Consider the following 23,054-nt stretch of genomic DNA (forward strand, 5'->3'; position numbering starts at 1 on the left):
TGTGCAGGTCGATAAAAGAAATCGAAAAACAACGACAGAAGGTTTATTTGAGCCTTTTTATCGAATGAATTGGAACTTATAGAGCTTGTAAGACGTTTGCATAGACATTAAAAAATATGTTAAAAAATTTTTATCCTTGCATTAAAACAACATAAAGGAACTTCTAGTAATTTTAGACCCCAAAACGAAATCGTTCGAAAAATATTATACAATAAAAAATAGCTGCATACGACTATCAACAAACGGAAAAATCGGTCGTAACAGGTTCGTATAACTTTCGTCAAGCTCATGAGTAAACCATTACAAAAAAAAGTAGCCAACTATACCATTGCAAAAGAGGCACGGTTAAAAGGCATATACCCCTATTTCAGACCGATTGAATCAGCCCAAAGTACGGAAGTTATCATCGAAGGGAAGCGGGTATTGATGTTTGGCTCAAACTCATATTTAGGGCTTACGAACCATCCGGTTATTAAAGAAGCTGCTCAAAAAGCAATCAGCAAATATGGAACAGGTTGTGCAGGCTCCAGATTTTTGAACGGTACGCTTGATATACACATTGAGCTTGAAAAAAGAATTGCTGCCTTTACCGGTAAAGAAGATGCCCTGATCTTCAGCACAGGCTTCCAGGTTAACCTGGGTGTAATGGCATCACTCACCGGCCGTAATGATTATTTGATATTAGACGAATACGATCATGCTTCCATCTACGATGGTACACGCCTTTCTTTCTCGCGTGTTATCAAATATGCTCACAACGATATGCAGGATCTGCAAAAGAAGTTGAGTGTACTGCCGGAAGAATCGATCAAACTTATAGTGGTGGATGGTATATTCAGTATGGAAGGTGATATAGCCAAGCTGCCTGAATTGATTACCATAGCTGACCAGTTTGGTGCAACCATCGTTGTTGATGATGCGCATAGCCTGGGGGTTATCGGACAGAAAGGAGCGGGTACAGCTTCTCATTTCGACCTGACTGAAAAAGTAGATATTATCACCGGTACCTTCAGTAAATCACTGGCATCCCTGGGTGGTTTCGTAGCAGCTGATGCCGATACAATTGAATTCCTGAAACACCATGCACGTTCCCTGATATTCAGTGCCAGCATGACTCCGTCATCTGCTGCGAGTGTGCTTGCTGCTTTGGATCTGATTGAAACCGAGCCGGAGCACATGGATAACCTGTGGAAGAATACACATTATGCCATGCACCTGCTTCGTGAAGAAGGCCTGGATATAGGTGCCACCGAGAGTCCAATCATTCCGATATACGTACGGGATAACAATAAAACGTTCATGGTTACAAGCATGCTTCAGCAAGAAGGCGTATTTGTAAATCCTGTCGTATCTCCTGCTGTACCACCGGATTCATCACTACTTCGCTTTTCGCTCATGGCAACGCACACCTTCGGCCAGATTGAAGAGGCAATCGAAAAAATCTCGAAAGTCTTCAAGCGTGTGGGTATCGCCAATATAAAAGAGCCCATTAAATGAAACGTGTTCTCCCTGCCAGCAGCAAAAAAGACATAAAGGCTTTTATCGATTTTCAGCATGACCTTTATGCTGATGATCCCTGCTACGTTCCGGAATTATTCATCGCACAGCGCGACCTGCTTACACCGGGCAAGCATCCCTTTCACGAACATTCTGAAATACAGCTTTTCCTCGCCTATAACAATGATAAGATTGTAGGAAGGATCGCTGCTATCCTCAACAATAATCATAACAAATTCAACCAGGTTACAGACGGCTTTTTCGGATTCTTTGATTGCATCAACGATGGCGAGATTGCTTCGATGTTACTGGATAAAGCAACGGAATGGCTACGCGCCAAAGGTGCTACCAGTCTCATTGGTCCGGTAAACTTTTCAACCAATGAAACCTGTGGAATGCTCGTTTCAGGTTTTGATACACCGCCCTTTGTTATGATGCCGCATAACAAAGAATACTATAACGCGTTACTTGAACAGCTTGACTTCAGGAAGCGTGTAGACCTGCTCGCATACTACTTCGGTAAAGATGGCTACAATGACAAAGCTGTTAAACTTCAGGATGTACTCACGGAGCGCTTGAAGAACAGGGGCATCACCATTCGTCCGGTAAACAAGAAGAAGTTCCAGGAGGAAGTTGATAAGATCAGAGAGGTATATAATTCTGCGTGGGACAAGAACCTCGGTTTTGTTCCGATGACGGAGAAGGAATTCAACTATATGGCCAAAGATCTGAACCTCGTTCTCGATACAGACTTTTGCCTCGTAGCCGAGAAAGATGGTAAACATATAGGTTTTGCTTTGGCTTTACCGGATATAAACCAGGCATTAATTAAAGTAAAGCGCGGAAGACTGTTGCCATTCGGTTTATTCAAACTGCTCTTCGGCTTGAAGAAGGTAAACGGCATTCGCATTATTACACTCGGTGTAGTAGAAGAGTATAGAAAGGCAGGTATAGAAGCGTGTTTTTATGCTTCTATCATCAATGCATACCGGAAGAAAAAGTACGAGCATGCGGAAGCATCGTGGGTACTGGAACATAACGAACTGATGAATAAAGCCATTCAGCAAATTAACGGTATACCGCACAAGCGATACAGGATTTTTGAAAAGGCTATATGAAAGAGCGTGTATTGATAACCGGGGCCAGCGGATTTGTAGGGTTTCACCTCATCGAAGCGGCTCTTCAAAAAGGTCTTGAGGTATATGCAGCGGTGCGTCCATCGAGCCAGGTGGAACACCTGAAGCATTTGCCGATACACTATACCACGCTTGATTTTTCAAACAGGAATGCACTCGAAGCAAACCTGCACGAAAATAAATACAGCTATATTATTCACGCAGCAGGTGCTATAAAAGCAGCAGACTATGCGGAGTATGTAAAAGTAAATGCAGAGTATACCCGTAACCTGGCACATGCAGCACAGGAGTCTGCTATCGGACTGAAGAAATTTGTCTTCATCAGCAGCCTGGCGTCCATGGGCCCGTCCGGAACGGGTAAACCTATAACAGAGCAAGATCAGGCAAACCCGCTTACAAGTTATGGCAAGAGTAAGCTGGTAGCCGAAACATACCTGTCTGAACTGAAAGATCTGCCATTAATATCATTGCGTCCAACGGCAGTATATGGGCCACGCGAACGTGATATATTTATTATGATCAACGTCATTAACAAAGGGTTTGAACCTTATATAGGACGTATACCCCAGAAGTTGAGCTTCATCTACGTGAAAGATCTTGCATCGGTATCGATACAGGCTTTGAATAGTGCTGTCAATAACAAAAGCTATATCGTGGCCGATGGTTTGAGCTACGACCGTTACCAGCTTGGTGAGATCGTGAAAACGATTCTGAAAAAGAATACGATCAAACTACACTTGCCACTAGTGGTAGCAAAAGCTATAGCTGTATTGCAGGAAGGTGCCGGCTCCATCAGTGGCAAATCGCCTATACTGAGTCGCGAAAAGCTGGCCGAGTTAATTGCGCTTGACTGGTCATGCAATATTGAGCCGCTTCGAAACGACTTAGGCTTTGAGCCAAAGTATACGTTGGAAACCGGCATGGCAGAAACTTTGCAATGGTATAAAGAAAATAAATGGCTGTAAAAAAGCCTTTATATATACAGGTGGTATTTAAAATTTATAGTGAACGATTATGAAAAAACAAATTGAAGATGCTAACGGTAAGTTAGGTGTACTCATTCCCGGACTTGGGGCCGTGGCCACTACAATGATTGCAGGTGTGGAGGCAGTAAAGAAAGGTCTTGCTCAACCGGTAGGATCATTAACACAAACCGGCAATATCCGTTTGGGTAAAAGAACTGAGAACCGCTACCCGAAGATAAAAGACTTCGTGCCGCTGGCAGATTTGAATGATATCGTTTTTGGTGGTTGGGATGTATATGAAGATAACGTATACGAAGCTGCTGTAAATGCACGTGTACTGGAACTCGGTTTACTGCAAGCTATCAAGCCTGAGCTTGAGCGCGTAAAACCAATGAAAGCCGTATTCGATAAATCCTATATCAGGAACCTCGATGGTACCAACATCAAGGAAGCTGCAACCAAGTATGATCTTGCGCTTGCCGTAATGAAGGACATCGAAGACTTCAAAAAGAAAAATAACTGCAGCCGCCTGGTAATGGTGTGGTGCGGATCAACGGAGAAATATATCGAGGAGACAGACGTACATCAAAGTATATATGCTTTCGAAGACGGTTTGCGTAATAACGACCCGATGATTTCGCCAAGTATGATCTACGCATACGCTGCCATCAAAATGGGTGTACCGTATGCAAACGGTGCTCCGAACCTTACCTGCGATATACCTGCATTGGTTGAACTGGCAAGAGAGAACAATGTGCCGGTAGGAGGTAAAGATTTCAAAACAGGTCAGACCCTGATGAAGACTATACTGGCTCCGGGTTTACATGCACGTTCACTCGGTATACGCGGATGGTTCTCAACAAACATCTTAGGAAACCGCGATGGTCTTGTACTCGATGATCCGGATAACTTCAAAACAAAAGAAGTATCTAAACTTGGTGTACTCGAAGATATACTCAGACCTGAGCAGAGCCCGGAACTATACGGAGATATATACCACAAGATCCGTATCAACTATTATCCTCCGCACGGTGATAACAAAGAGAGCTGGGATAACATCGACATCTTCGGCTGGTTAGGATACCCGATGCAGATCAAGATCAACTTCCTGTGCCGCGATTCAATCCTCGCAGCTCCGATCGTGCTTGACCTGGCATTGTTCATGGACCTTGCGAAACGTGCTGAGATGAGTGGTATACAGGAGTGGTTGTCATTCTACTTCAAGTCGCCACAAACAGCACCAGAACTTCGTCCGGAGCACGATATATTCAAGCAGCTTATCAAACTGCAGAATACACTGCGCCACATGATGGGTGAGGATTTGATCACGCACTTAGGACTCGACTATTATCAGGATCTCGTAGAGGCTCTGTAGTGAGTAGAGCACATAAAATCATCGCTTCCTGTTTTGGAATCGGTCACCTGAAAGGTGGAGGCACCGTAGCGGCAGCAGTGTGCTGCGGTGCCTTACTTCTGGTTCGCGATGGGAAGCTTGATCCGATACTAATGCTTTTAATAACACTGATCGTCATAGACATCGGTGTCTGGTCGGCTGACGGTGTGGAACCCGAATGGGGAAAAGACAGTAGCCGTGTAGTTATAGATGAAATTGCAGGAATGTGCGTAAGCGTTTTGTTCCTGCCATTAACCTGGAGCACGATCATAACGGGTTTTATACTCTTTCGTGCCTTTGATATACTGAAACCGCTATATATACGGAAACTCGAAGCTGTTTCCGGAGGATGGGGCGTGATGCTGGACGATGTAGCGGCCGGTATATATACGAACATCGTTATGCAAGTGCTGATAAGATTTACGCTGTAGCTATAAGCTTATGCAAACGTTCATAAAAGCGCAGGGCGCATCATTCTTGGCCTGGGTGGTAGACACACTGGCGATGGTCTTTTGTGTCGAAGTCCTTTCGCTGCGCTATACGGTTGCCAGTGTAACCGGCAATGCTGCTGGTGCTATAACACATTTTACAGTTGGAAGAGGGTGGGTATTTAATTCACAAAAAAACATCAGCCACCAGATGTTTCGATATGCACTGGTATGGTGTGGATATGTATTTCTGACAACCTTCCTGGTATATCTCTTTGCCGACTACCTAAAAATCAACTACCTGGTATCGAAGGTAACTTCTTCTGTACTGGCAAGTATAGTTTATACGTATCCCTTGCAAAAATATTTTGTATTTAAATGAACCTGGTTCAACACACGATAATGATGGTAGCGATAGCGCGGAGGGAGCGGTTGATCCTCAGTATACTTTTTGTGCTGGCCGCAACGGTGCTTCACGCGCAAACAGTTGTTACCGGAACAATCATTGATAAAGAAACGAAAGATCCTTTACCATTTGTAAACGTGATCTTCGCAGGAACAGCAACAGGCTCTGTTTCCGATACCGAGGGAAAGTATAGAATTCATTCAACTGAAGCTTACACACAGGTACAGTTCTCCTTTATAGGATATAAAACCATTACCCGAAATATCAAGCCCGGTGAAACAAACGAGATCAACATACGACTCGAACCGGAAGCAACGGTACTGAACGAAGTAGAGGTTACCGTTGACAACAGAAAAGAAAAGTATAGAAACAAAAACAACCCGGCGGTAGACCTGGTGCGCGAAATGATTGACCGCAAGAAACAAAACCGCATGGAAAACTACCAGTTTGTAGAGTATGAAGAATACGAGAAACTACAAATGTCGCTGAGTAATGTTTCTGACAAGTTTAAAGAACGAAAATTATTCCGGAAGTATAAATGGTTGTTCGATAACGTAGACACCACTTCCATTGAAGGCAAAGCATTGCTGCCTATATATCTGCAGGAGACGATCAACGATCAATACTATCGCAAATCTCCGGAGAAGAAGAGGACTATCAAGAAAGCACATCAGAAAGTAAGCTTTGATGATTATGTTGATAACCAGGGATTGAGCACATACCTCAACTACCTGTACAATGATATCGATATATATGATAACAACATTACAATACTTACCAACCAGTTTTTGAGTCCAATTGCGGATGCGGCTCCTACGTTCTATAAATTTTATATCACCGATACGCTAAAAGACGTAACGCCTAAACTGGCTGAACTCGTTTTTGTACCGCGCAACGCAGGCGATTTCCTGTTCCAGGGAAAATTATACGTTACACTCGACAGTAATTACGCTGTGCAGAAAGTGGACATGACGGTGAACAAGAACATTAACCTGAACTGGGTTCGCGAACTCTATATACAACAAGACTTCGAAAAAGGTGAAGATAACCGTTACCATGTATCGCGCAGTAAAATGCGTGCAGACTTCGGCTTGTCCAAAGACAGAGGAGGTATATATGGTGAACGCCTCGTGTCTTATAAAAACTTTACAACAAACCACGAACGTCAGGATAGTTTCTACGAAGCTGAAGAAGGTGCTGCGACCTCTATACTTGATCCGCAGAACAGCGAAGAGTATTGGTTGGCACATCGTCACGACTCACTTTCTCATGCTGAATCTAAAGTATACCAGAATATAGATAGCCTGCAGAAGATGCCATCGTTCAGACGTACCATGGACATCGCTACGCTGTTGCTGGCCGGGTATAAAAGTTTTGGATGGTGGGAGTTAGGGCCGGTAAATACATTTTACAGCTTTAACCCGGTAGAAGGTTTCAGACTTCGCGTTGGGGGAAGAACAACAACCCGCTTCAGTGAAAGACTATACCTGGAAACGTATGGCGCCTATGGTTTTAAAGATGAGAAGTGGAAATATTATTTAGGTGCTACATACTCATTCACGGGTAAATCGATCTGGCAGTTTCCGGTGAAGTCATTGCGTGTAAGCTTTCAGCGTGATACAAAAATTCCGGGACAGGAACTTCAGTTCGTGCAGGAGGATAACTTCCTGCTTTCGTTCAAGCGCGGTGTAAACGATAAATGGTTATACAACGACATCTGGACAATTGATTACCTGAATGAATTCGATAATCACTTCTCGTACAGACTTGGCTTCAAGAACTGGAAACAAACACCTGCCGGTGGTTTGTACTACCAGGTGCGTGATGGCGAAACAACACGCGATATACAGCAACTGACAACAACGGAAGTATCACTGGAATTGCGCTGGGCACCGGGTGAGCAATTCTACCAGGGTAAATCGTATCGCATACCAATCCCGAATCGCTATCCTATTTTTACTTTGCGTGGTATCGGGGGTGTTAAAGGTTTATTCAACAGCCAGTATAATTATCAGAACGTAGCGTTGAATATATACAAACGTGTATACCTGTCTCAGTTCGGCTATACCGACATCGTAGCAGAAGGCGGGTATATATTTGGAAAGGTACCATTCCCGCTGCTCGGTATACACCGTGCCAACCAAACGTATTCATACCAGTTACAATCGTATAACCTCATGAACTTCCTCGAGTTTGTGAGCGATAAGTATGTAAGTGTTAATTTCGATCACTATTTCAACGGTTTTATTTTTAACAAGATACCGTTGCTGAAAAAGCTGAAATGGCGCGAGGTGGCAACCTTTAAAGTATTGTACGGAAGTATACGCAATGAAAATAACCCGCAATACAATACATCGCAATTCCTGTTTCCTGTTAATGATGAGGGGGTGGCAACAACATACTCCCTGCGCAGAGAGCCCTATATGGAAGCGAGTGTGGGTATAGCAAACATTTTCAAACTGCTGCGCTTCGACCTGGTGAAACGATTATCATATTACGATCATCCTGAAGTGGCTAAGTGGGGAATACGCGGAAGATTTAAATTTGATTTTTAGTTTATGGAGGATATAGCACAGAAGTCTATCAAGAATACAGGTATGGAATCAAAACCGATCCGGATTGTTTTACAACAACTCATTTACAAGGTCATCAATCCGTTTGTAAAGTTTCTGATCAAGATAGGTTTTACACCAAATGCAGTAACTACTACAGGGCTTATCCTGAATATAGGCGTTGCAGTTATTTTCATAATAGGAGCGGAAGAAGGGAACCGCGGAGACTTATCGTATGTTGGCTGGGCAGGGGCACTGATCTTGTTTGCAGGATTGTTTGATATGCTGGATGGACAGGTAGCACGCCTGGGGAATATGAGCTCTACATTCGGAGCGTTGTACGACTCGGTGCTCGATCGTTACAGCGAGCTTATCATGTTCCTGGGTATTTGCTACTACCTGATCGGCCACCACTACTTTCTGAGTTCATTGTTTGCCTTTATAGCACTGATCGGGTCCATGATGGTAAGTTATGTGCGCGCCCGTGCGGAAGGTTTGGGCATTGAATGTAAAGGAGGATTGATGCAGCGTCCGGAACGCGTTGTAACGGTAGGTGTAACTGCCATTGCATGCGGTATAACTGCGAGTATACTGGGAGGAAACTACAAACTATATATACCGGGTATTCCGTTCCAGGTATTCGAAACGATATCAATTTTTACAATACCGCTAACGGTGATGGCGATTCTGACAAACATTACTGCGATCAACAGGTTGCGTGATGCGAAGCGCTCACTCGAATTGAAAGAAAATAAATAAGACACGATGAATTTTTTGATCAGTCTGTTTTTTGTCGGTGCCATGTCGTTCACACCGGCAGCACCGGAAGAAGCATGCATCTGCAAGGGACAGGAAAAATTTCCGACTCCTCCAGCCGATCAGAATACTCTCTTCTATATACAGCGCACGCCCAATACCAATACAATCATTTACGCGCTTAACTTCGAAAAGAAGGATCAGCTTGATGCCGACAATCCGGTACATCCATACTGGATACGCTACCAGGAAGAAGGACAAAAAGAAGAGTTGTCATTCATACAACGCAATTACGCGTACGGATTAAAAACCGAAGATCTTGGAAACGGTAAATATGAATTGCGCTTTGTATCCTATAAGAAACTTCCGTTTTACCTCACCAAGTCTTCTCGCGATAACCAGTATCACATTCATGCCGTGATCAACAAAAAGAAAATCGAAGTGTCGCGCGTTTTTTTACAGATAGAAGGCGGATCTTTCTGGTTGCCCAATGTAGTTTGTGCAGAAGTAAAAGGTGTAGATCCTGATACGGGTGTTGAAATTGTTGAACGGTTTAAACCATGAGTGCTATGAAAAAGAATTTTGTTTCCAACTCGCAGGAGTCAACACGCATGTTTAAAAAAGATTGGATGGAGGCTTTGTCCAAAGTACATTTCTCTGTGCCCATCTTCATATTTGCTCCGGTCGTTCTCTATTTCTCATGGCGCGCGTTTACAGTAGCGCATAACAACATATTAACCTTTATCGCGAGCTTTGCAGGTGGTCTGTTCATCTGGACACTGACTGAATACGTATTGCATCGCTTTATATTTCACTTCGTGCCCAAGTCTCCGTGGGGACTGCGCCTGCATTTTATATTTCACGGAGTACATCACGATTATCCCAACGACCGGTTGCGCCTGGTAATGCCTCCTTCAGTAAGTATACCCTTGGCTACCGGTTTCTATTTTCTCTTTCAATGGCTTTTGCCGTTTGAATACCTGAACGGATTTTTCGCAGCCTTTATACTCGGATACCTGGTATATGATATATCGCATTATGCCATGCATCACCTGAATTTCAAGAACCCCATCATGAAGAAAATAAAGCAGCACCACATGCAGCATCACTATTCGGATCCGGATCGTGGCTATGGTGTAAGCTCAGCACTATGGGACAAAATATTCAGATCTGACTTTGAGAAATAACACCAAATACCTCGACCTGCCTGTGTTTAATTTTACGTTAAGGCACGTGCTTGTAGCCAGCGTGGTGTCTGCTATATATATCTTGTTATCATGGCTGCTGATCGGTTTTAAAACAGATCAACTCGTGCTGGCAGTTATATTCAGTGCGTGTTACCTGGCATCGTCCTTCACACGCAAATTCATTCTTGGCTTCTCGATCTTTATAGTTTATTGGATCATTTACGATTACATGAAAGCATTTCCGAACTATGCTTTCAACCCGGTACACATCAAGAGCTTATACGACCTGGAGAAAAGTATATTTGGTATTGCGCAGGGAGCCTCTATACTTACACCCAATGAATTCTGGCTGCAACACAGCTATACTTTTATTGATGTAATGACCGGTATATTTTATTTGTGCTGGATTCCCGTGCCACTGGCCTTTGCCGGGTATTTGTTCTTTAAAGACAAAGGCAGGTTTCTGGAGTTTTCGCTCACGTTTTTGTTTGTTAACCTGTTGGGCTTCGTGGTATACTATCTTTACCCGGCAGCACCACCCTGGTATGTACAGAAATTTGGTTTCGATTTTATAGCCTCAACACCGGGCAATACCGCGGGCCTTGTTCGCTTTGATCAGTTCTTCGGTATAAATCTGTTTACATCGCTTTATGCAAAAGGCTCCAATGTATTTGCTGCGATGCCTTCACTGCATTCCGCCTATCCGCTTATTGTAACGTACATCGGATTCAAGAGCCGGTTAGGTTGGGTAAATATCATCTTCGTTACCATTACGATCGGAATCTGGTTTGCAGCCGTATACACCAGTCACCATTACGTGCTGGATGTACTGGCCGGCATATTTACAGCAGCTGTAGGCATAGGCGGTTATCATTTGTTGATGAAGAACAAACGGTATATAGCATTGATTGATAGCTATAAGAAAACGATATCCTGATTTATATCGGGGAGTACATTACGGGTTGAGGTAGAACCGCACACCAACACCGGCATGAAGTATATCCCAAACGGTAAGATACCCGGTATTCTGCGCATAGCTCACCAGTTTTAATTCGTTCGTTCCAATTTCATAATATCCTTCCCAAACGGAATCGCGAACCTTGTGTCGTACTTTGCCTCCTATAAAGATATTGGCGCGTACAGCTTCACTCCACCAGTAATATCCATCCGGATACCAGGAGGGTAGATCAGAGCTATACCTTCCACCCATCGTATAGGTAAAATATGTCCCCGTTGAAAAAGGATAAATCGTAGTGGCTTTGCCGGCCCGGATTTTCCAGGGCGATGCGGTAAACTTGAGCGTTAACGTCTGGAGATCATGACCACCGATGGTGCCGGGTAAATAGCCAAATAGTATATCTACACTGGCTTTCTTATGAAAGATATCATAGCCACCACCTGCCGACAGAAAGCCTATACTCCCTGCATATTGCAAAACAAAGGAGTCTGGTATATACCACTTGTAGTGGCGCTTAAATGAGACACTGTCTTGAGCGGTAAGTGTGGCAGGGAGCGTATAGAGTATTACCAGGAGTGCAAAAGAAAAACGAATCATGTCAGTAGTATATCTCTTCCACATTGTACTTATCTCCCCACAGTTTCAGAATCAGGTACATGCGCTCGTTCATGCTGGTAGATACAATGTACTGTATACCATCTTCGTAAGGCTGCGTGTTTGAATACTTGTGTGTATGGCCATGCAACGATACGGCTACCTTGGTTGACTTTTTCAGGATCCGCGCATAGGCGAGTTCCATGGCCGGATCAAAGTCATTATCGAATGGAGGTACATGCGATGAGACAACGGCATGTTTAAAGCTATCTCCTGCCAGTTCATTCTTAAGCCAGGTTGTATCCGGCACGTGACCATTAAAATTGTACTCACGCGAATTCGTGTTGAGGAAAATGAATTTGAAATCATTGGTAATGAACGAGTAGTTCAGTGGTCCGTACATTTTTTCAAACACCAGTTCTCCGTTACCGGACAGATCATGATTGCCGATTACCGCGAGGTAAGGCTTGTTCAGTTTTTTCATGATGCTGTGTATCCAATGAAACTCATCATTTATACCGAAGTCCGTAATATCGCCATTCAGTATAACAAAGTCAGCAGTGTGCTGATTGGCGCTTGAGACAAAAGCTTCAACATCGTCATAGAAGCGTTGCGTGTCGCCCATGAGTATAAGTGTCATGGTATCTTTACCTGCGACACGCGCTTGTATAGTCTGGATGGAGGTTGCATTCAGATTTTGTTCATTATCCGGTACAATCACTTCGTAAGGATGATATTCGAATAAGGAGCAACCACTGAGTATAAAAATGATGATAGTATGAATACTTTTTCTTCTCACAAATCTCCGCCACATAATGTAATTTGGGTGATAGTATCCGTCTACGAAATTCTTTCTATTAGGTTTACAATATTAAGGTTAAAGATATATTACCAATAGCATGAGGAGATTCTCCTTTGATATCAGGCGATGAAAGCTTGTAGGTAAACGAGGCACTTACGACTTCAAAGGATACAACCCACCCGATATCCGCAGAAGTAAGAAAGCGGTTTACTACCGGGGCAGGAGCGGGTGAATGTTGCTCATTACTGTCACTGGTAAATATACCACGCTTAAAAACATTTCCTTCGATCAATGTATTGTGTAACACAATGTCAAAAGCAGGACGTATTATCAGATACGATTTCAGCCGCGGTGTATTGTTATAGGCAGCGTGTTGTTCTATGAATCCTGAAAAGTAAGGAGCCATTTTGCCTAGCCGTAACGTTGTGTAAAATTTAATGCCATCCCGCATCGTGCCCAACGCCACACTGGTTCCATACACGGCTTCCATGGGTTTTCGCTGGAGCAGTGACTTCTCAAAACTAACATTAAGATTTACCAACAGGGCAGGAGACAGTTGATGATCCCATCCCATTGGTTCAGGACTTTTCGTAATCTTATGGACGTAGGTCTGCAATTGTTCGCCATACGCATATTTACCCATTACCCCGATGATCCATTCGGTCTGGATAAGATACTTGCGTTTTGGATTGGATGAATGTATGGCATGTGAGACAAACAGCGATCCTGAGTATGGGTAATCGAAAGGATCAGGTCGTGTAGCCTCTATATTTGCAGGAGTATACATCATGTGCATGGCACCCCAGCTATAGGTGTTAATACTGCTGTCGCCAGCCTTTGGCAATAAGTTATTAAAAATGGATTTAACCGGTTTTTGTCTTCGGTAAAAAACATCGATGCGGGTTCCGTTTGTATAGCCCCGGTCGGAGCCGCGAAGTGTAAACAGATCGTTATCCTCATATAGCCTGAGCATGTGCACAGGCTGCGTCTGTGCCAGAGCGTTCATCGAGAGCGCCATGAGCATAAGTAAAAGTATACGCATGGCAGTTACGACTCAGCCCATACAGTCTGTTTAAGTTCAAGATTGTATAGTATATCGTGAATGGTTTTCAAGCCATCCGGATCATCGAATAGAATATCAGAATGCAGGGCATCTTCAATGTCAAGGATAAGCGATAGTTTCTCAGGATTGCGCAGTCCTAAATCGTGTGCAAGGTCAGCTTGCGGCTTAACGCGCGTAGCGGGAATGCCGTATTGGTATAGGATACTTTTGATCCTGTGCAGATTTTGATAGTAGTACAAATTTCTCATAGAGTTTTATCATGCTTAGACGTATATATAGCATTGTTTATTTTAGGGACTTCTCTTGTTTTGATTCAAGTATCACCGGCTGCAGTGACATACCCCACATCAGCTGCAACCGGTATACCGCTAATCAACTTCACGAACCATTTTCAGATATATAGTTTAATTTATTGTTTACAGGCACTTACCTTTTCGTAACGTACTATACAAGAGTATAGCAGCGTTGAAGAAACGGCAACCGATTAAGACGCCTTCTGCCTCGGTGTCGTATCCTAACCCCAGTCTTGAAAAAAAAGTGTCATGTATAGCAAATATTTTTTTATTCAATTGTCCTATCGCTTTTCGCAGGCAGTCCTGCTTTAATTATAGCGCATGCATGCGCCATAGCCAATACAGACTTCTGTTCAAGGTACGGGCTCCGGATGCTCGAGCGATCGATACTTATTTTATAAATGCATGAGCGTATCGGTAAAGCTGTGTATAGCTTACTTTTGCTCAGGCTTCGCTGAGTGACTATTGGGGTGTTTGCATTCAGCACTTAATATCGTTATACTATAACTTCTATTAAGTATATATTTTTAAAAACAGGGTCAGCTGTAAACATTTTACAGAGAGCAACACTGATTGACCGCGCACATTTTTTAAGTATATATACTTCATCGCTTCTGCGATAAACACGTGCGGCTTTTTGGTCAGTGATCTTTCGCTAACGCAATATTCGACTAAAATCGTTTTATAGTCTAAATACGGATAAAAAAAATATTAGTTTTTAAATCCGTTCGCTAAAAGATCAAGTATAATTTCCAGGCGGTCGCCTATCTTCTTAATGCGGTTATCCTCAAACAATCCCATTTCAATTCCTCTGAAAGCACAGAGCATTACGTATGCGAGATCGTCCAGGTCACCATCTTCAATTTTCTTGAACTCTTTTGTTTCAATGCCATACGAAAGTATAGCTTTCAATCCTTCGAGCTCGCGGGCTTCGTACGACTTTTTTAATTTCTTTATCAAGTTTGGATTCTCGGAGATCTCACCGAACACAATACTATAGAGTGCTGCTTTCTGCGTGAGTAACTTAATTCGATGAGAAGTAAATGCTTTCAGTTTTTCCTCCGCTGAATTTGCCTTTTCCACCGCAAGATTTACCACAGTCATAACTTCTTCCATATCTTCGCTTATTACGGCGTCAAAGATCTCGTCTTTGCTGGCATAGTAATAGTAGAGTGTGCTCTTACCCTTACCCGCAGCTTTGGCTATGTCTTCCATCGTGGTTTTGAACAAGCCAAAACGTTGAAAGAGCGCACGGGCAGCCTTCAATACTTCCGTACGAATGGCCTCGTCCTTTGTCATATGGAGGGTCTGACTCATTGAAATTTTAGACTCTATCCGTTTTCAAGTCCAAAAATACATCAAATATTTTAAAATCAACTACCAGAACCCAATTCTTTCGTAGAATCTGTTCAAAAAACTGATGTTTTAATGTATTTCTAACACATTGAACGAATAAAAAGAATGCCAGCGTGATGCTATAGTACCCAACGACACGTTACCTGCGCATACGACAGTCGTTGTGAGAAATCATTGTAAGAACAGAACAAGATGTGAAGTCTATATAAATAGAAAGCCACGATCTCGTGATGAGACCGTGACCATCTAAACATTATTAACCTAGTATAAAGTCGTTAAAGCTGTCTGGTCAGCAGACGTAAACGGACGATCCGTTCCGTTTGAGCACGCCAGCATCCAGGAGTTTGCAGACGGACCAGTAGGAGTTCCGCTGATGTAGATAGCGCCAACGCCAGCAGAGCCTTCGGTGCCGCCAGTTCCGCAGCTATATCTGCGTCTCATATAGTCAGTGTGACGGAAACCGATCGCGTGACCAATCTCGTGTGCTATTACCGTAGCAGCATCTGCACGTTGTGAGGAGTTGTTATAGTAATAGGTATTCAATTGGATAGGACTTGCCGGATCACCGCTGCTGGAAGGGAATCCTGCACTGAAACCAAGCGTGTTGCTTGCTTCGTAGAAAGACAGAATCTGAATGTCGGCAGCAGAAGCATTTGTTGTTGCCTGGAACGTTAGTGTAAGTCCCAACGCGTTATAGCGGCTCAACGCTGTGTTGAACGCACTCTGCATATAGGAACCAAAACCCGGATCCATATATACATATATAGTGCGTGGTGTGCTGGTAACAATGTTCGTGGTGCGATAGTGTTCGTCTTCAGCTACTGCTGATACACTTACAGGTGAAGAGAGTTCTTCAATGTCGTGATCCGTGAGGAATACATCGTACTCTACCATGTAACCGTTTTTGTAGCGCGACAGTCCTTCGCTGGTGTCGAAACCTGCAGCGGTTAACTTCGCTACAACATCAGATGAGACTTCGTTTGATTTCGCTGCTTCCTGTTCATTACAGGAAAATGCGGCAAAGAGCATTGCCACGCAGCATGATGCGTACATCTTTTTCATAAGTTTTTAAATTTAGGTAATGGTTAATTTTATGTGAACAAGTAAGTTATTTAGAATTAACTTCACAAGTTTTTAAATGGATTTATAGCCTAATACCGGATTAATCCGGTATATATATAGTATATAATTATGCGAATTTACCTTGGTATACTCTTTCTTTTAATTTCACTCAATATATATAGTCAGTCTCCGAAGTATATAATTGTCTCATCGCGCCAGGAAGTTAACGAGTTGTTGCGCAACCATGTTATTCAGTATGCAAAGGCGTTATCCTCAGGTAATTACCTGTGTATAGTTCAGGCGGATCAGAAAGTACAAAAACGATTGCAGCCCTCAGATTCATTGGACAATCGCTGGAAAATAGCGCCAGCATTGCTGCAGAGCAGATTCAATAACTCTATATATACTGTGCAGGTTACAGATATATATGCGTTTAAACAGTGGTTGAGTAAACATCGTGAATCATTTGGGGTACCATTTGAACATGCATCATCGCAAACATTTGTTGTCAATGTTTTAAAAGATATACATGCGCTGGATACATTGATTAATTGCAAATCTGTAACATTTGTGGATAAATATACTCACGTGATTGCGGATGAGACACCAAACAGTTTTCAGGATTTTAGCGTGAGTAAGGTAAATATAGTTCATGATGTATACCCTGAATTGAGTGGTGAAGGAATGAGTGTTTGTGTAAAGGAGCGATCATTTGATACTACCGATATAGACCTCGCAGGCCGGTATATTTATTCACCGCTGGCGGATGCCGAGCAATCCCTTCACGCAGGTCAAATGGCAACCATTATAGCCGGTGGCGGTAACACGACACCAAAATCAAAAGGAGCGGCCTGGAAAAGTAAGGTGATGTCATCCAGCTATAATAATTTATTTCCGGATGATCTTGCCATGTTGACATCGAGAAACGTCTGGCTACAAAATCATTCATACGGAGTGAGCGTCAATAATGTATACGGTGCAGAAGCCCGTGCGTATGATGTTAACGCAAACACAGATCCCAGCATGCTATATATATTTTCAGCCGGTAACTCAGGCACCACCGTAAGTACATCCGGCACCTATGCCGGTATAGCAGGCTATGCCAACCTGAGCGGCAATATGAAAATGGCCAAGAATATACTTACCGTAACGGCTGTCGATAAAGAAGGAGTTATTAACACACTGAACTCCAGCGGCCCCGCATACGATGGTCGCGTAAAGCCGGAGCTCACAGCATTTGGATCAGAAGGTACCTCCGATGCAGCCGCGATGGTATCGGGAATTTCATTGTTGGTACAGCAAGTATATAAGGAACACTATCAACAGTTGCCGGATGCAGCACTCGTCAAAGCTATACTCATTGCATCATCGCAGGATATAGGTAAAGCAGGCATCGATTTCATTTCCGGGTATGGATCGGTTGATGCGTATAAGGCTTTGCAACTGGTAAAGGCATCGTGGTTTATGAATGGATCGATAAGCAGTGATGAAGAGAAGCAAATCACGATCGATGTACCTGTTGGTATAAAAACATTGAAAGTAGCATTGACATGGAATGACCCCGCTGCGGCTGCCGGAGATGCTATCGCCCTCGTAAATGATTTGAACAGCACACTTATATATAAGAGTAACCAGTGGAGACCCTGGGTGTTGAACCACTATCCTCACCTTGATTCGCTAGCGTTGCCGGCCGTACGAAGGGAGGATCATCTGAATACTGTAGAGTATATCACGGTTGACAATCCCGCGGCAGGCTCGTACCAGCTTACGGTAACGGCTGGATCGCTCGCCACCGACTTGCAGAATTTTAACGTAGCCTATTGGTTGGACTCAGCCGATATATTTCAGTGGACCTATCCAACGAAGTCCGATCCGTTGGAGGCGGCACAACCGGTGTACTTGCGTTGGAACAACACCTTCAATCATACCGGCATGCTGGAGATAAGTCTCGATGGCGGTGCGTATCAATCCGTAGCCGAAGATGTTACCCTGACCAATGGCTTTTATGCCTGGACAACACCTGCCGGAGTGCATACGGCTGTAGCACGCATGCAGGTTAATGGTATATATATAGTGTCTGATACTTTTACTATCGCCCCCGCGATGCAGGTGCAGGTTGGGTATAATTGTACAGAGGAGGTGATGTTGCAATGGAATAAAGTACCAGGCGCACAGCGCTATCGTCTGTTCACCATGCAAGGCAATTATATGACTCCCGTTATGGATGCTGCCGATACAGCGTTTATCTTCCGGAAAGATCAGTATACATCTTCCTATTTTGCAGTTCAGCCGGTGGTTGATGGTAAATCAGCGTTGCGAAGCGAGTCTTACCATTATGGTGATCAGGGGGTGCATTGCTATTATCGTAATTTTATAGCCACGCTTACTTCAGATAATGCAGCACAGCTCGCGCTGACGCTGAGCACCCTGTATACCGTTGAGACTGTAACTTTTGAAAAGGAGGAGAGCGGGATATTTGCTCCACTGCATACAACGGGAGCCGATGACAATTTTTTATATGCGTATACCGATGAAACCCTGCAGGGCGGTGTAACACGATACAGGGCCGCGATTACTTTGCAGAACGGAAACATAGTTTACTCCGATACGGCTGCGTTGTACTATGGAGATGATCGCACCTATATTGTTTATCCGAATCCTATCCATGCATCGCTACAATCCCTGGAGGTGCTGACGGATGGAGACAATCTCACGATGGTGTTTTACGATGCCACCGGCAAAATTGTAAAAACACAAGGCCTGTACAATTCACTCTTTCGATTCTCAATGACCGATGTCAATCGCGGCTTCTACATCTATCGCATCTTCCGCAACGGGCAAGCAGTGGCCAGCGGGCGATTGATGGTAGAGTGATGGTGCATCTATAGGTTTTATGAACGATACTAATTTTTGACAGTGTCGTCCTGCCTGATCATTTCTATATTTGGTTAAACGAATATACCAACTATGGAAATTGAACTCAATGATTCAAAGCACACCCGCAATAGCTGGATGGAACGTTTTGAAACATATCTGCCGGAAGTTGTATACGGATCGATCGATGGTATTGTCACAACCTTTGCGGTGGTAGCAGGCGCTGCCGGTGCAGAACTGCAGATCAATATTATACTCATTCTTGGTATGGCGAATCTTTTTGCCGATGGACTCTCCATGTCGATCGGAAGTTACCTGTCCAATAAATCCGAAAGAGACAACTATCAAAAACATTTGCACATTGAAGAATGGGAGATTGAAAACATGCCGGATGACGAACGTAAGGAGATCGAAATGATCTACAGGCAAAAAGGCTTTGAAGGAAAAGAGCTGGAGATGGTGGTGAACCGCATAACATCCAACAAAAAAGTATGGCTCGACACCATGATGAAAGATGAGCTCGGACTGTCGGAGCAAAAGAAGTCACCGCTTAAAGCCGGGCTATCTACACTGGTGGCGTTTATTACTGCCGGTGCTATACCATTGGCAGCGTATATACTGGCGTATGCCGGCAAGTACCAGATAGACCCGTTTATACTCTCTTCACTCGTAACGGTGTTTGCGTTCATACTCATAGGCTATATCAAAACCTATGTAACACAAATAGGCTTGTTGCGAAGTATACTTGAAACATTATTGCTGGGTGCAGCAGCAGCCATGGCCGCATACTTTCTGGGAGATTATCTCGAGAAATTACTGGTATAGTAAAAATTATTCCACACCTCTGATAGTATTAGAATTTGATTAAATCACCATGCTATCCATACTACATTTTACAGTTTCCGGAGCAGCGATAACATGCATGTTTAAGCAAACAAATAAATGCTCACATCGTGATATATAGCGCGGTGTAAAGCTGTAACTTCGTCAGACTAACAACAACGCAGACGGATGGTACGGGAGGAAGTAACTACTATACAGGACCGCGAGCAAGCGGGGTACCTGCTCAGTAAAAAACTGACGGTACATAAAAATACAGATGCACTGGTAGTGGGTATTGCGCATGGCGGGGCCGTTGTAGCCTATCACCTGGCGCGTGCACTTCATCTTTCTTTTGCCGTGGTTCCCTGCCGTAAGATCAAACATCCGGCAAATGATATGCAAACAATCGGGTCGGTGAGTATAGATGATGTATTGATCCACGAAGATATACATGATATACCGCAGGACTATATATACCACCAGATACTGATGGCGCGCATCGGCATCGAACGTGAGTATAATTATTATTACGCCAACAAGCCACGCCCGGTATTTTCAGACAGAACAATCATTATTGTGGATGACATGCTGCAGGAGAACGATGCCGTGCTTGCGTGTCTGCGCAGTGTGCGCAAACAAAAGCCCACAAGCCTGATTGTGGCTGTGCCGGTTATTGCATTCTCAGCACTGCGTACAATACGTGAAGAAGCGGATGACGTTGTATTTTCGCGAATGGCCTCCGGGTTTGATTCCGTGCGAAATATATATAGTGCGCTACCATCCGTTAAAGAAGAAGAAGTCCGAGACCTATTGTCTCATTCGCTGGAAGCTGTTATCCACGGCTGATTTCCTTACTTTATTTTTTTGTCTCGTAAACGTTATAGCATCTCCATGTCGATGTATAGCGGCCTGAAAACGTTTACAGGGCAATACAAAAAACACTGTCTCAAAAAAATATTTTTTTCATCTGGATCTTTTTTCTATAACTTTAAAGGCAGTGTTACGCAGATGAACTACACGTTATTACCGGATGAAGAGCTCCTGAACCTTGTGAAGCAACACGAGGACGAATCTGCTTTTCGCGAAGTATATAACCGCTACTGGCGTGAAGTTTTCATGGTGGCGTATCGCAAAGTAAAGAATAAAGAGATTGCGGAAGAGCTTACGCAGAACTTGTTCCTGAGCATTTGGGAAAAGCGTAAGGACGTTGTAATCCTGAATCTGCACCCGTGGTTGCTGGGCGCTGTTAAATATAGCGTTATCAATTACTATAAGTCGCAGATCGTGCACGAAAAGTATATCCGACATATACATAGCACAGCGCAGGGATCTGTTTCCACTACCGAGCAGATGACGCTGCAGGCCGATCTAACCGATGCCATTGAAAAAGGCGTATCGCTACTTCCTCAAAAAACACAACAGGTATTCAAGCTCAGCCGTTTCGAAAATCGTTCGGTAAAAGAAATATCGCGCGATCTGAATATATCCGAGAAAGCTGTTGAGTATCACATAACACAATCGCTCAAGTGGATGAAAGTATATCTGAAAGACTATCTCATCACACTTCTACTGGCCTCATCGTGGCTTGATCTGTAATACAAACAGAACGTCCGTTCGCCATACATCACAACTGTTAAAAAAATGTTAAAAAATTTCCGGTGATCGTTTAGGGATCATCGTGAGCTTCTTTACATATAGAGTACACCAACTTAAACCGTTGCATGAGCAAAGATGCTTTTTATAGTTTGCTGGAGCGCTACCAGCAAGGTACTTGTACTGAAGAGGAAAAGCGCATCGTTGAACAATGGTATGGCATTCTGGACGATCATGAATTGCCCGCCATCAGTGAAACCGAACTATCCGCTATTGATAAGCGGCAGTGGGATGTTATTGAAGAAAAAATTCGCGAACGCAAGTCTCAAAAGAAAGTCCGTAAGGTTTGGACAACGCTGGCATGGGCCGCATCGCTTATCGGTATATTGGCTATAGCTGGCTATCTCATCACGCTTCCTTCCGAGGAGCCGGCATTTATATCTGAAAATAAAATATCCATCATCCGGAAAGAAAATCCCGGTAAAGAGGCAGTCACGTTGTTGTTGCCGGATAGTAGCAGTGTGGTGCTGCAACCCGGAGCAACGCTGTCTTATCCGTCCGAGTTTACACCGGCATCACGCGAAGTGGTGCTTACCGGTGAAGCCTTTTTCGAAGTAACAAAAGATAAGACAAGACCCTTCTTTGTGTTCAGTAACAACCTGGTAACACGCGTGGTGGGTACGAGCTTCGTAGTAAAAACAGGCAACGGAACAGAAAGTGAAGTGTCGGTGCTTACCGGTAAAGTAATTGTAACACAGAACGAAGATCGTAAGCGATTGCTCCCGGCTATATTCAGCAAATCACAATCCGTAACGCTTACTCCCAATCACCGCGCTATATATCAATCAACCACAGGCAGGCTAATGGTTACGCTGGTAGAGAAGCCAATTGAAGTAAAACCGGAAGAAGTAGTGCCGGCCACACGCTATATACTCGACTTCAATGAAGCGCCCATGGCAGATGTATTGAAAGCACTGGAAAATACCTATGGCATTTCGATCCAAACCGGAAATACAACAACACCGGCAGCATGCAAATTTACCGGAGACCTGCGCGGGCAGGATCTGTACGCCATGCTTGAACTGGTGTGCCGTTCAGTCGGTGCAACCTATACTATAAAAGATACAACTATACTTATCTCTGGCGGAGATTGTATACCCTGATACCACCTAATACTTGAACCTAAACCCCATGTACTATGCAGAAGAATTTTTACCAGGATACCTGATTTAAAAGTGAAAGCTGACAATGTAGGAGCATTGCCAGCTTCGGCTACCCGCGGGTAGTTGTTTTGTTCGAATTCTCAATACAAAACTT

22 protein-coding genes are annotated in these 23,054 nt (G+C 43.7%); 16 read left to right on the top strand and 6 right to left on the bottom strand.

Features of this window, described 5'->3' with window-relative positions:
- Window positions 1–288 precede the first annotated feature (288 nt).
- The 11 genes from spt to ACFQ21_RS30045 are packed head-to-tail and all read left to right on the top strand — an operon-like array spanning window position 289 to window position 11,257.
- Window positions 289–1,497 (top strand): serine palmitoyltransferase, encoded by a 1,209-nt coding sequence (gene spt, locus ACFQ21_RS29995; protein WP_377586454.1) that lies wholly within the window; start codon window positions 289–291, stop codon window positions 1,495–1,497.
- The gene (locus ACFQ21_RS30000; protein ID WP_377586456.1) at window positions 1,494–2,615 is read left to right on the top strand and encodes a hypothetical protein; all 1,122 of its coding nucleotides are present in this window, start codon (window positions 1,494–1,496) and stop codon (window positions 2,613–2,615) included. The genes spt and ACFQ21_RS30000 overlap by 4 nt, the downstream gene beginning before the upstream one ends.
- Window positions 2,612–3,598, top strand: a complete 987-nt coding sequence (locus ACFQ21_RS30005) for an NAD-dependent epimerase/dehydratase family protein (RefSeq protein ID WP_377586458.1) — start codon at window positions 2,612–2,614, stop codon at window positions 3,596–3,598. Before ACFQ21_RS30000 ends, ACFQ21_RS30005 begins: the two co-directional genes overlap by 4 nt.
- Window positions 3,599–3,647: 49 nt before the next feature.
- Complete coding sequence (locus ACFQ21_RS30010; RefSeq protein WP_377586460.1) at window positions 3,648–4,973, top strand: inositol-3-phosphate synthase; 1,326 nt, start codon at window positions 3,648–3,650, stop codon at window positions 4,971–4,973.
- A complete protein-coding gene (locus tag ACFQ21_RS30015; RefSeq protein WP_377586462.1) occupies window positions 4,973–5,422 on the top strand; it encodes a phosphatidylglycerophosphatase A family protein in 450 nt (149 codons plus the stop codon). Before ACFQ21_RS30010 ends, ACFQ21_RS30015 begins: the two co-directional genes overlap by 1 nt.
- Window positions 5,423–5,432: 10 nt before the next feature.
- Window positions 5,433–5,801: a GtrA family protein gene (locus ACFQ21_RS30020; protein ID WP_377586464.1), complete on the top strand. Its 369-nt coding sequence runs from the start codon at window positions 5,433–5,435 to the stop codon at window positions 5,799–5,801.
- Entirely contained in the window at window positions 5,798–8,380 is a 2,583-nt protein-coding gene (locus tag ACFQ21_RS30025) for a DUF5686 and carboxypeptidase-like regulatory domain-containing protein (protein WP_377586466.1), read from the top strand. Before ACFQ21_RS30020 ends, ACFQ21_RS30025 begins: the two co-directional genes overlap by 4 nt.
- A gap of 3 nt (window positions 8,381–8,383) precedes the next feature.
- Window positions 8,384–9,136, top strand: a complete 753-nt coding sequence (locus ACFQ21_RS30030; protein WP_377586468.1) for a CDP-alcohol phosphatidyltransferase family protein — start codon at window positions 8,384–8,386, stop codon at window positions 9,134–9,136.
- A 6-nt stretch (window positions 9,137–9,142) separates the two neighbouring features.
- Window positions 9,143–9,697, top strand: coding sequence for a DUF4833 domain-containing protein (locus tag ACFQ21_RS30035; protein WP_377586470.1), 555 nt, complete (start codon window positions 9,143–9,145; stop codon window positions 9,695–9,697).
- Window positions 9,698–9,702: 5 nt separating this feature from the next.
- Window positions 9,703–10,320, top strand: a complete 618-nt coding sequence (locus ACFQ21_RS30040; RefSeq protein WP_377586472.1) for a sterol desaturase family protein — start codon at window positions 9,703–9,705, stop codon at window positions 10,318–10,320.
- The gene (locus ACFQ21_RS30045) at window positions 10,310–11,257 is read left to right on the top strand and encodes a phosphatase PAP2 family protein (protein ID WP_377586474.1); all 948 of its coding nucleotides are present in this window, start codon (window positions 10,310–10,312) and stop codon (window positions 11,255–11,257) included. The genes ACFQ21_RS30040 and ACFQ21_RS30045 overlap by 11 nt, the downstream gene beginning before the upstream one ends.
- 18 nt (window positions 11,258–11,275) lie before the next feature.
- Here ACFQ21_RS30045 and ACFQ21_RS30050 read toward each other — a convergent pair whose 3' ends face one another.
- The 6 genes from ACFQ21_RS30050 to ACFQ21_RS30075 all read right to left on the bottom strand — a co-directional run bounded on the left by ACFQ21_RS30050 (window position 11,276) and on the right by ACFQ21_RS30075 (window position 16,448).
- On the bottom strand, window positions 11,276–11,875 hold the full coding sequence (locus tag ACFQ21_RS30050; protein WP_377586476.1) for a hypothetical protein: 600 nt from the start codon (window positions 11,873–11,875) through the stop codon (window positions 11,276–11,278).
- A 1-nt stretch (window position 11,876) separates the two neighbouring features.
- Window positions 11,877–12,686: a metallophosphoesterase family protein gene (locus tag ACFQ21_RS30055; protein ID WP_377586478.1), complete on the bottom strand. Its 810-nt coding sequence runs from the start codon at window positions 12,684–12,686 to the stop codon at window positions 11,877–11,879.
- A 49-nt stretch (window positions 12,687–12,735) separates the two neighbouring features.
- Window positions 12,736–13,716: a lipid A-modifier LpxR family protein gene (locus ACFQ21_RS30060; RefSeq protein ID WP_377586480.1), complete on the bottom strand. Its 981-nt coding sequence runs from the start codon at window positions 13,714–13,716 to the stop codon at window positions 12,736–12,738.
- A gap of 5 nt (window positions 13,717–13,721) precedes the next feature.
- Window positions 13,722–13,985: a hypothetical protein gene (locus ACFQ21_RS30065; protein ID WP_377586482.1), complete on the bottom strand. Its 264-nt coding sequence runs from the start codon at window positions 13,983–13,985 to the stop codon at window positions 13,722–13,724.
- 756 nt (window positions 13,986–14,741) lie between these two features.
- Entirely contained in the window at window positions 14,742–15,329 is a 588-nt protein-coding gene (locus tag ACFQ21_RS30070) for a TetR/AcrR family transcriptional regulator (RefSeq protein ID WP_377586484.1), read from the bottom strand.
- 318 nt (window positions 15,330–15,647) lie between these two features.
- Window positions 15,648–16,448 carry a M57 family metalloprotease gene (locus ACFQ21_RS30075; RefSeq protein WP_377586486.1) on the bottom strand — a complete coding sequence of 267 codons (801 nt, stop codon included), beginning with the start codon at window positions 16,446–16,448 and terminating at the stop codon, window positions 15,648–15,650.
- A gap of 129 nt (window positions 16,449–16,577) precedes the next feature.
- On the opposite strand from ACFQ21_RS30075, the gene ACFQ21_RS30080 reads away from it, so the two are divergent.
- From ACFQ21_RS30080 to ACFQ21_RS30100, 5 genes are all read left to right on the top strand, one after another.
- Window positions 16,578–19,322 (top strand): S8 family peptidase, encoded by a 2,745-nt coding sequence (locus ACFQ21_RS30080; RefSeq protein WP_377586488.1) that lies wholly within the window; start codon window positions 16,578–16,580, stop codon window positions 19,320–19,322.
- Window positions 19,323–19,415: 93 nt separating this feature from the next.
- Entirely contained in the window at window positions 19,416–20,147 is a 732-nt protein-coding gene (locus ACFQ21_RS30085) for a VIT1/CCC1 transporter family protein (protein ID WP_377586490.1), read from the top strand.
- Between the two features lie 186 nt (window positions 20,148–20,333).
- Window positions 20,334–20,990, top strand: coding sequence for a phosphoribosyltransferase family protein (locus ACFQ21_RS30090; protein WP_377586492.1), 657 nt, complete (start codon window positions 20,334–20,336; stop codon window positions 20,988–20,990).
- Window positions 20,991–21,152: 162 nt separating this feature from the next.
- Entirely contained in the window at window positions 21,153–21,740 is a 588-nt protein-coding gene (locus tag ACFQ21_RS30095) for an RNA polymerase sigma factor (RefSeq protein WP_377586494.1), read from the top strand.
- Window positions 21,741–21,865: 125 nt separating this feature from the next.
- Window positions 21,866–22,900 carry a FecR family protein gene (locus ACFQ21_RS30100; RefSeq protein ID WP_377586496.1) on the top strand — a complete coding sequence of 345 codons (1,035 nt, stop codon included), beginning with the start codon at window positions 21,866–21,868 and terminating at the stop codon, window positions 22,898–22,900.
- The last annotated feature ends 154 nt before the right edge of the window (window positions 22,901–23,054 follow it).

The sequence above is a fragment of the Ohtaekwangia kribbensis genome, assembly GCF_042676245.1.
In the GTDB taxonomy this organism is placed as follows: Bacteria; Bacteroidota; Bacteroidia; order Cytophagales; family Cyclobacteriaceae; genus Ohtaekwangia; species Ohtaekwangia kribbensis.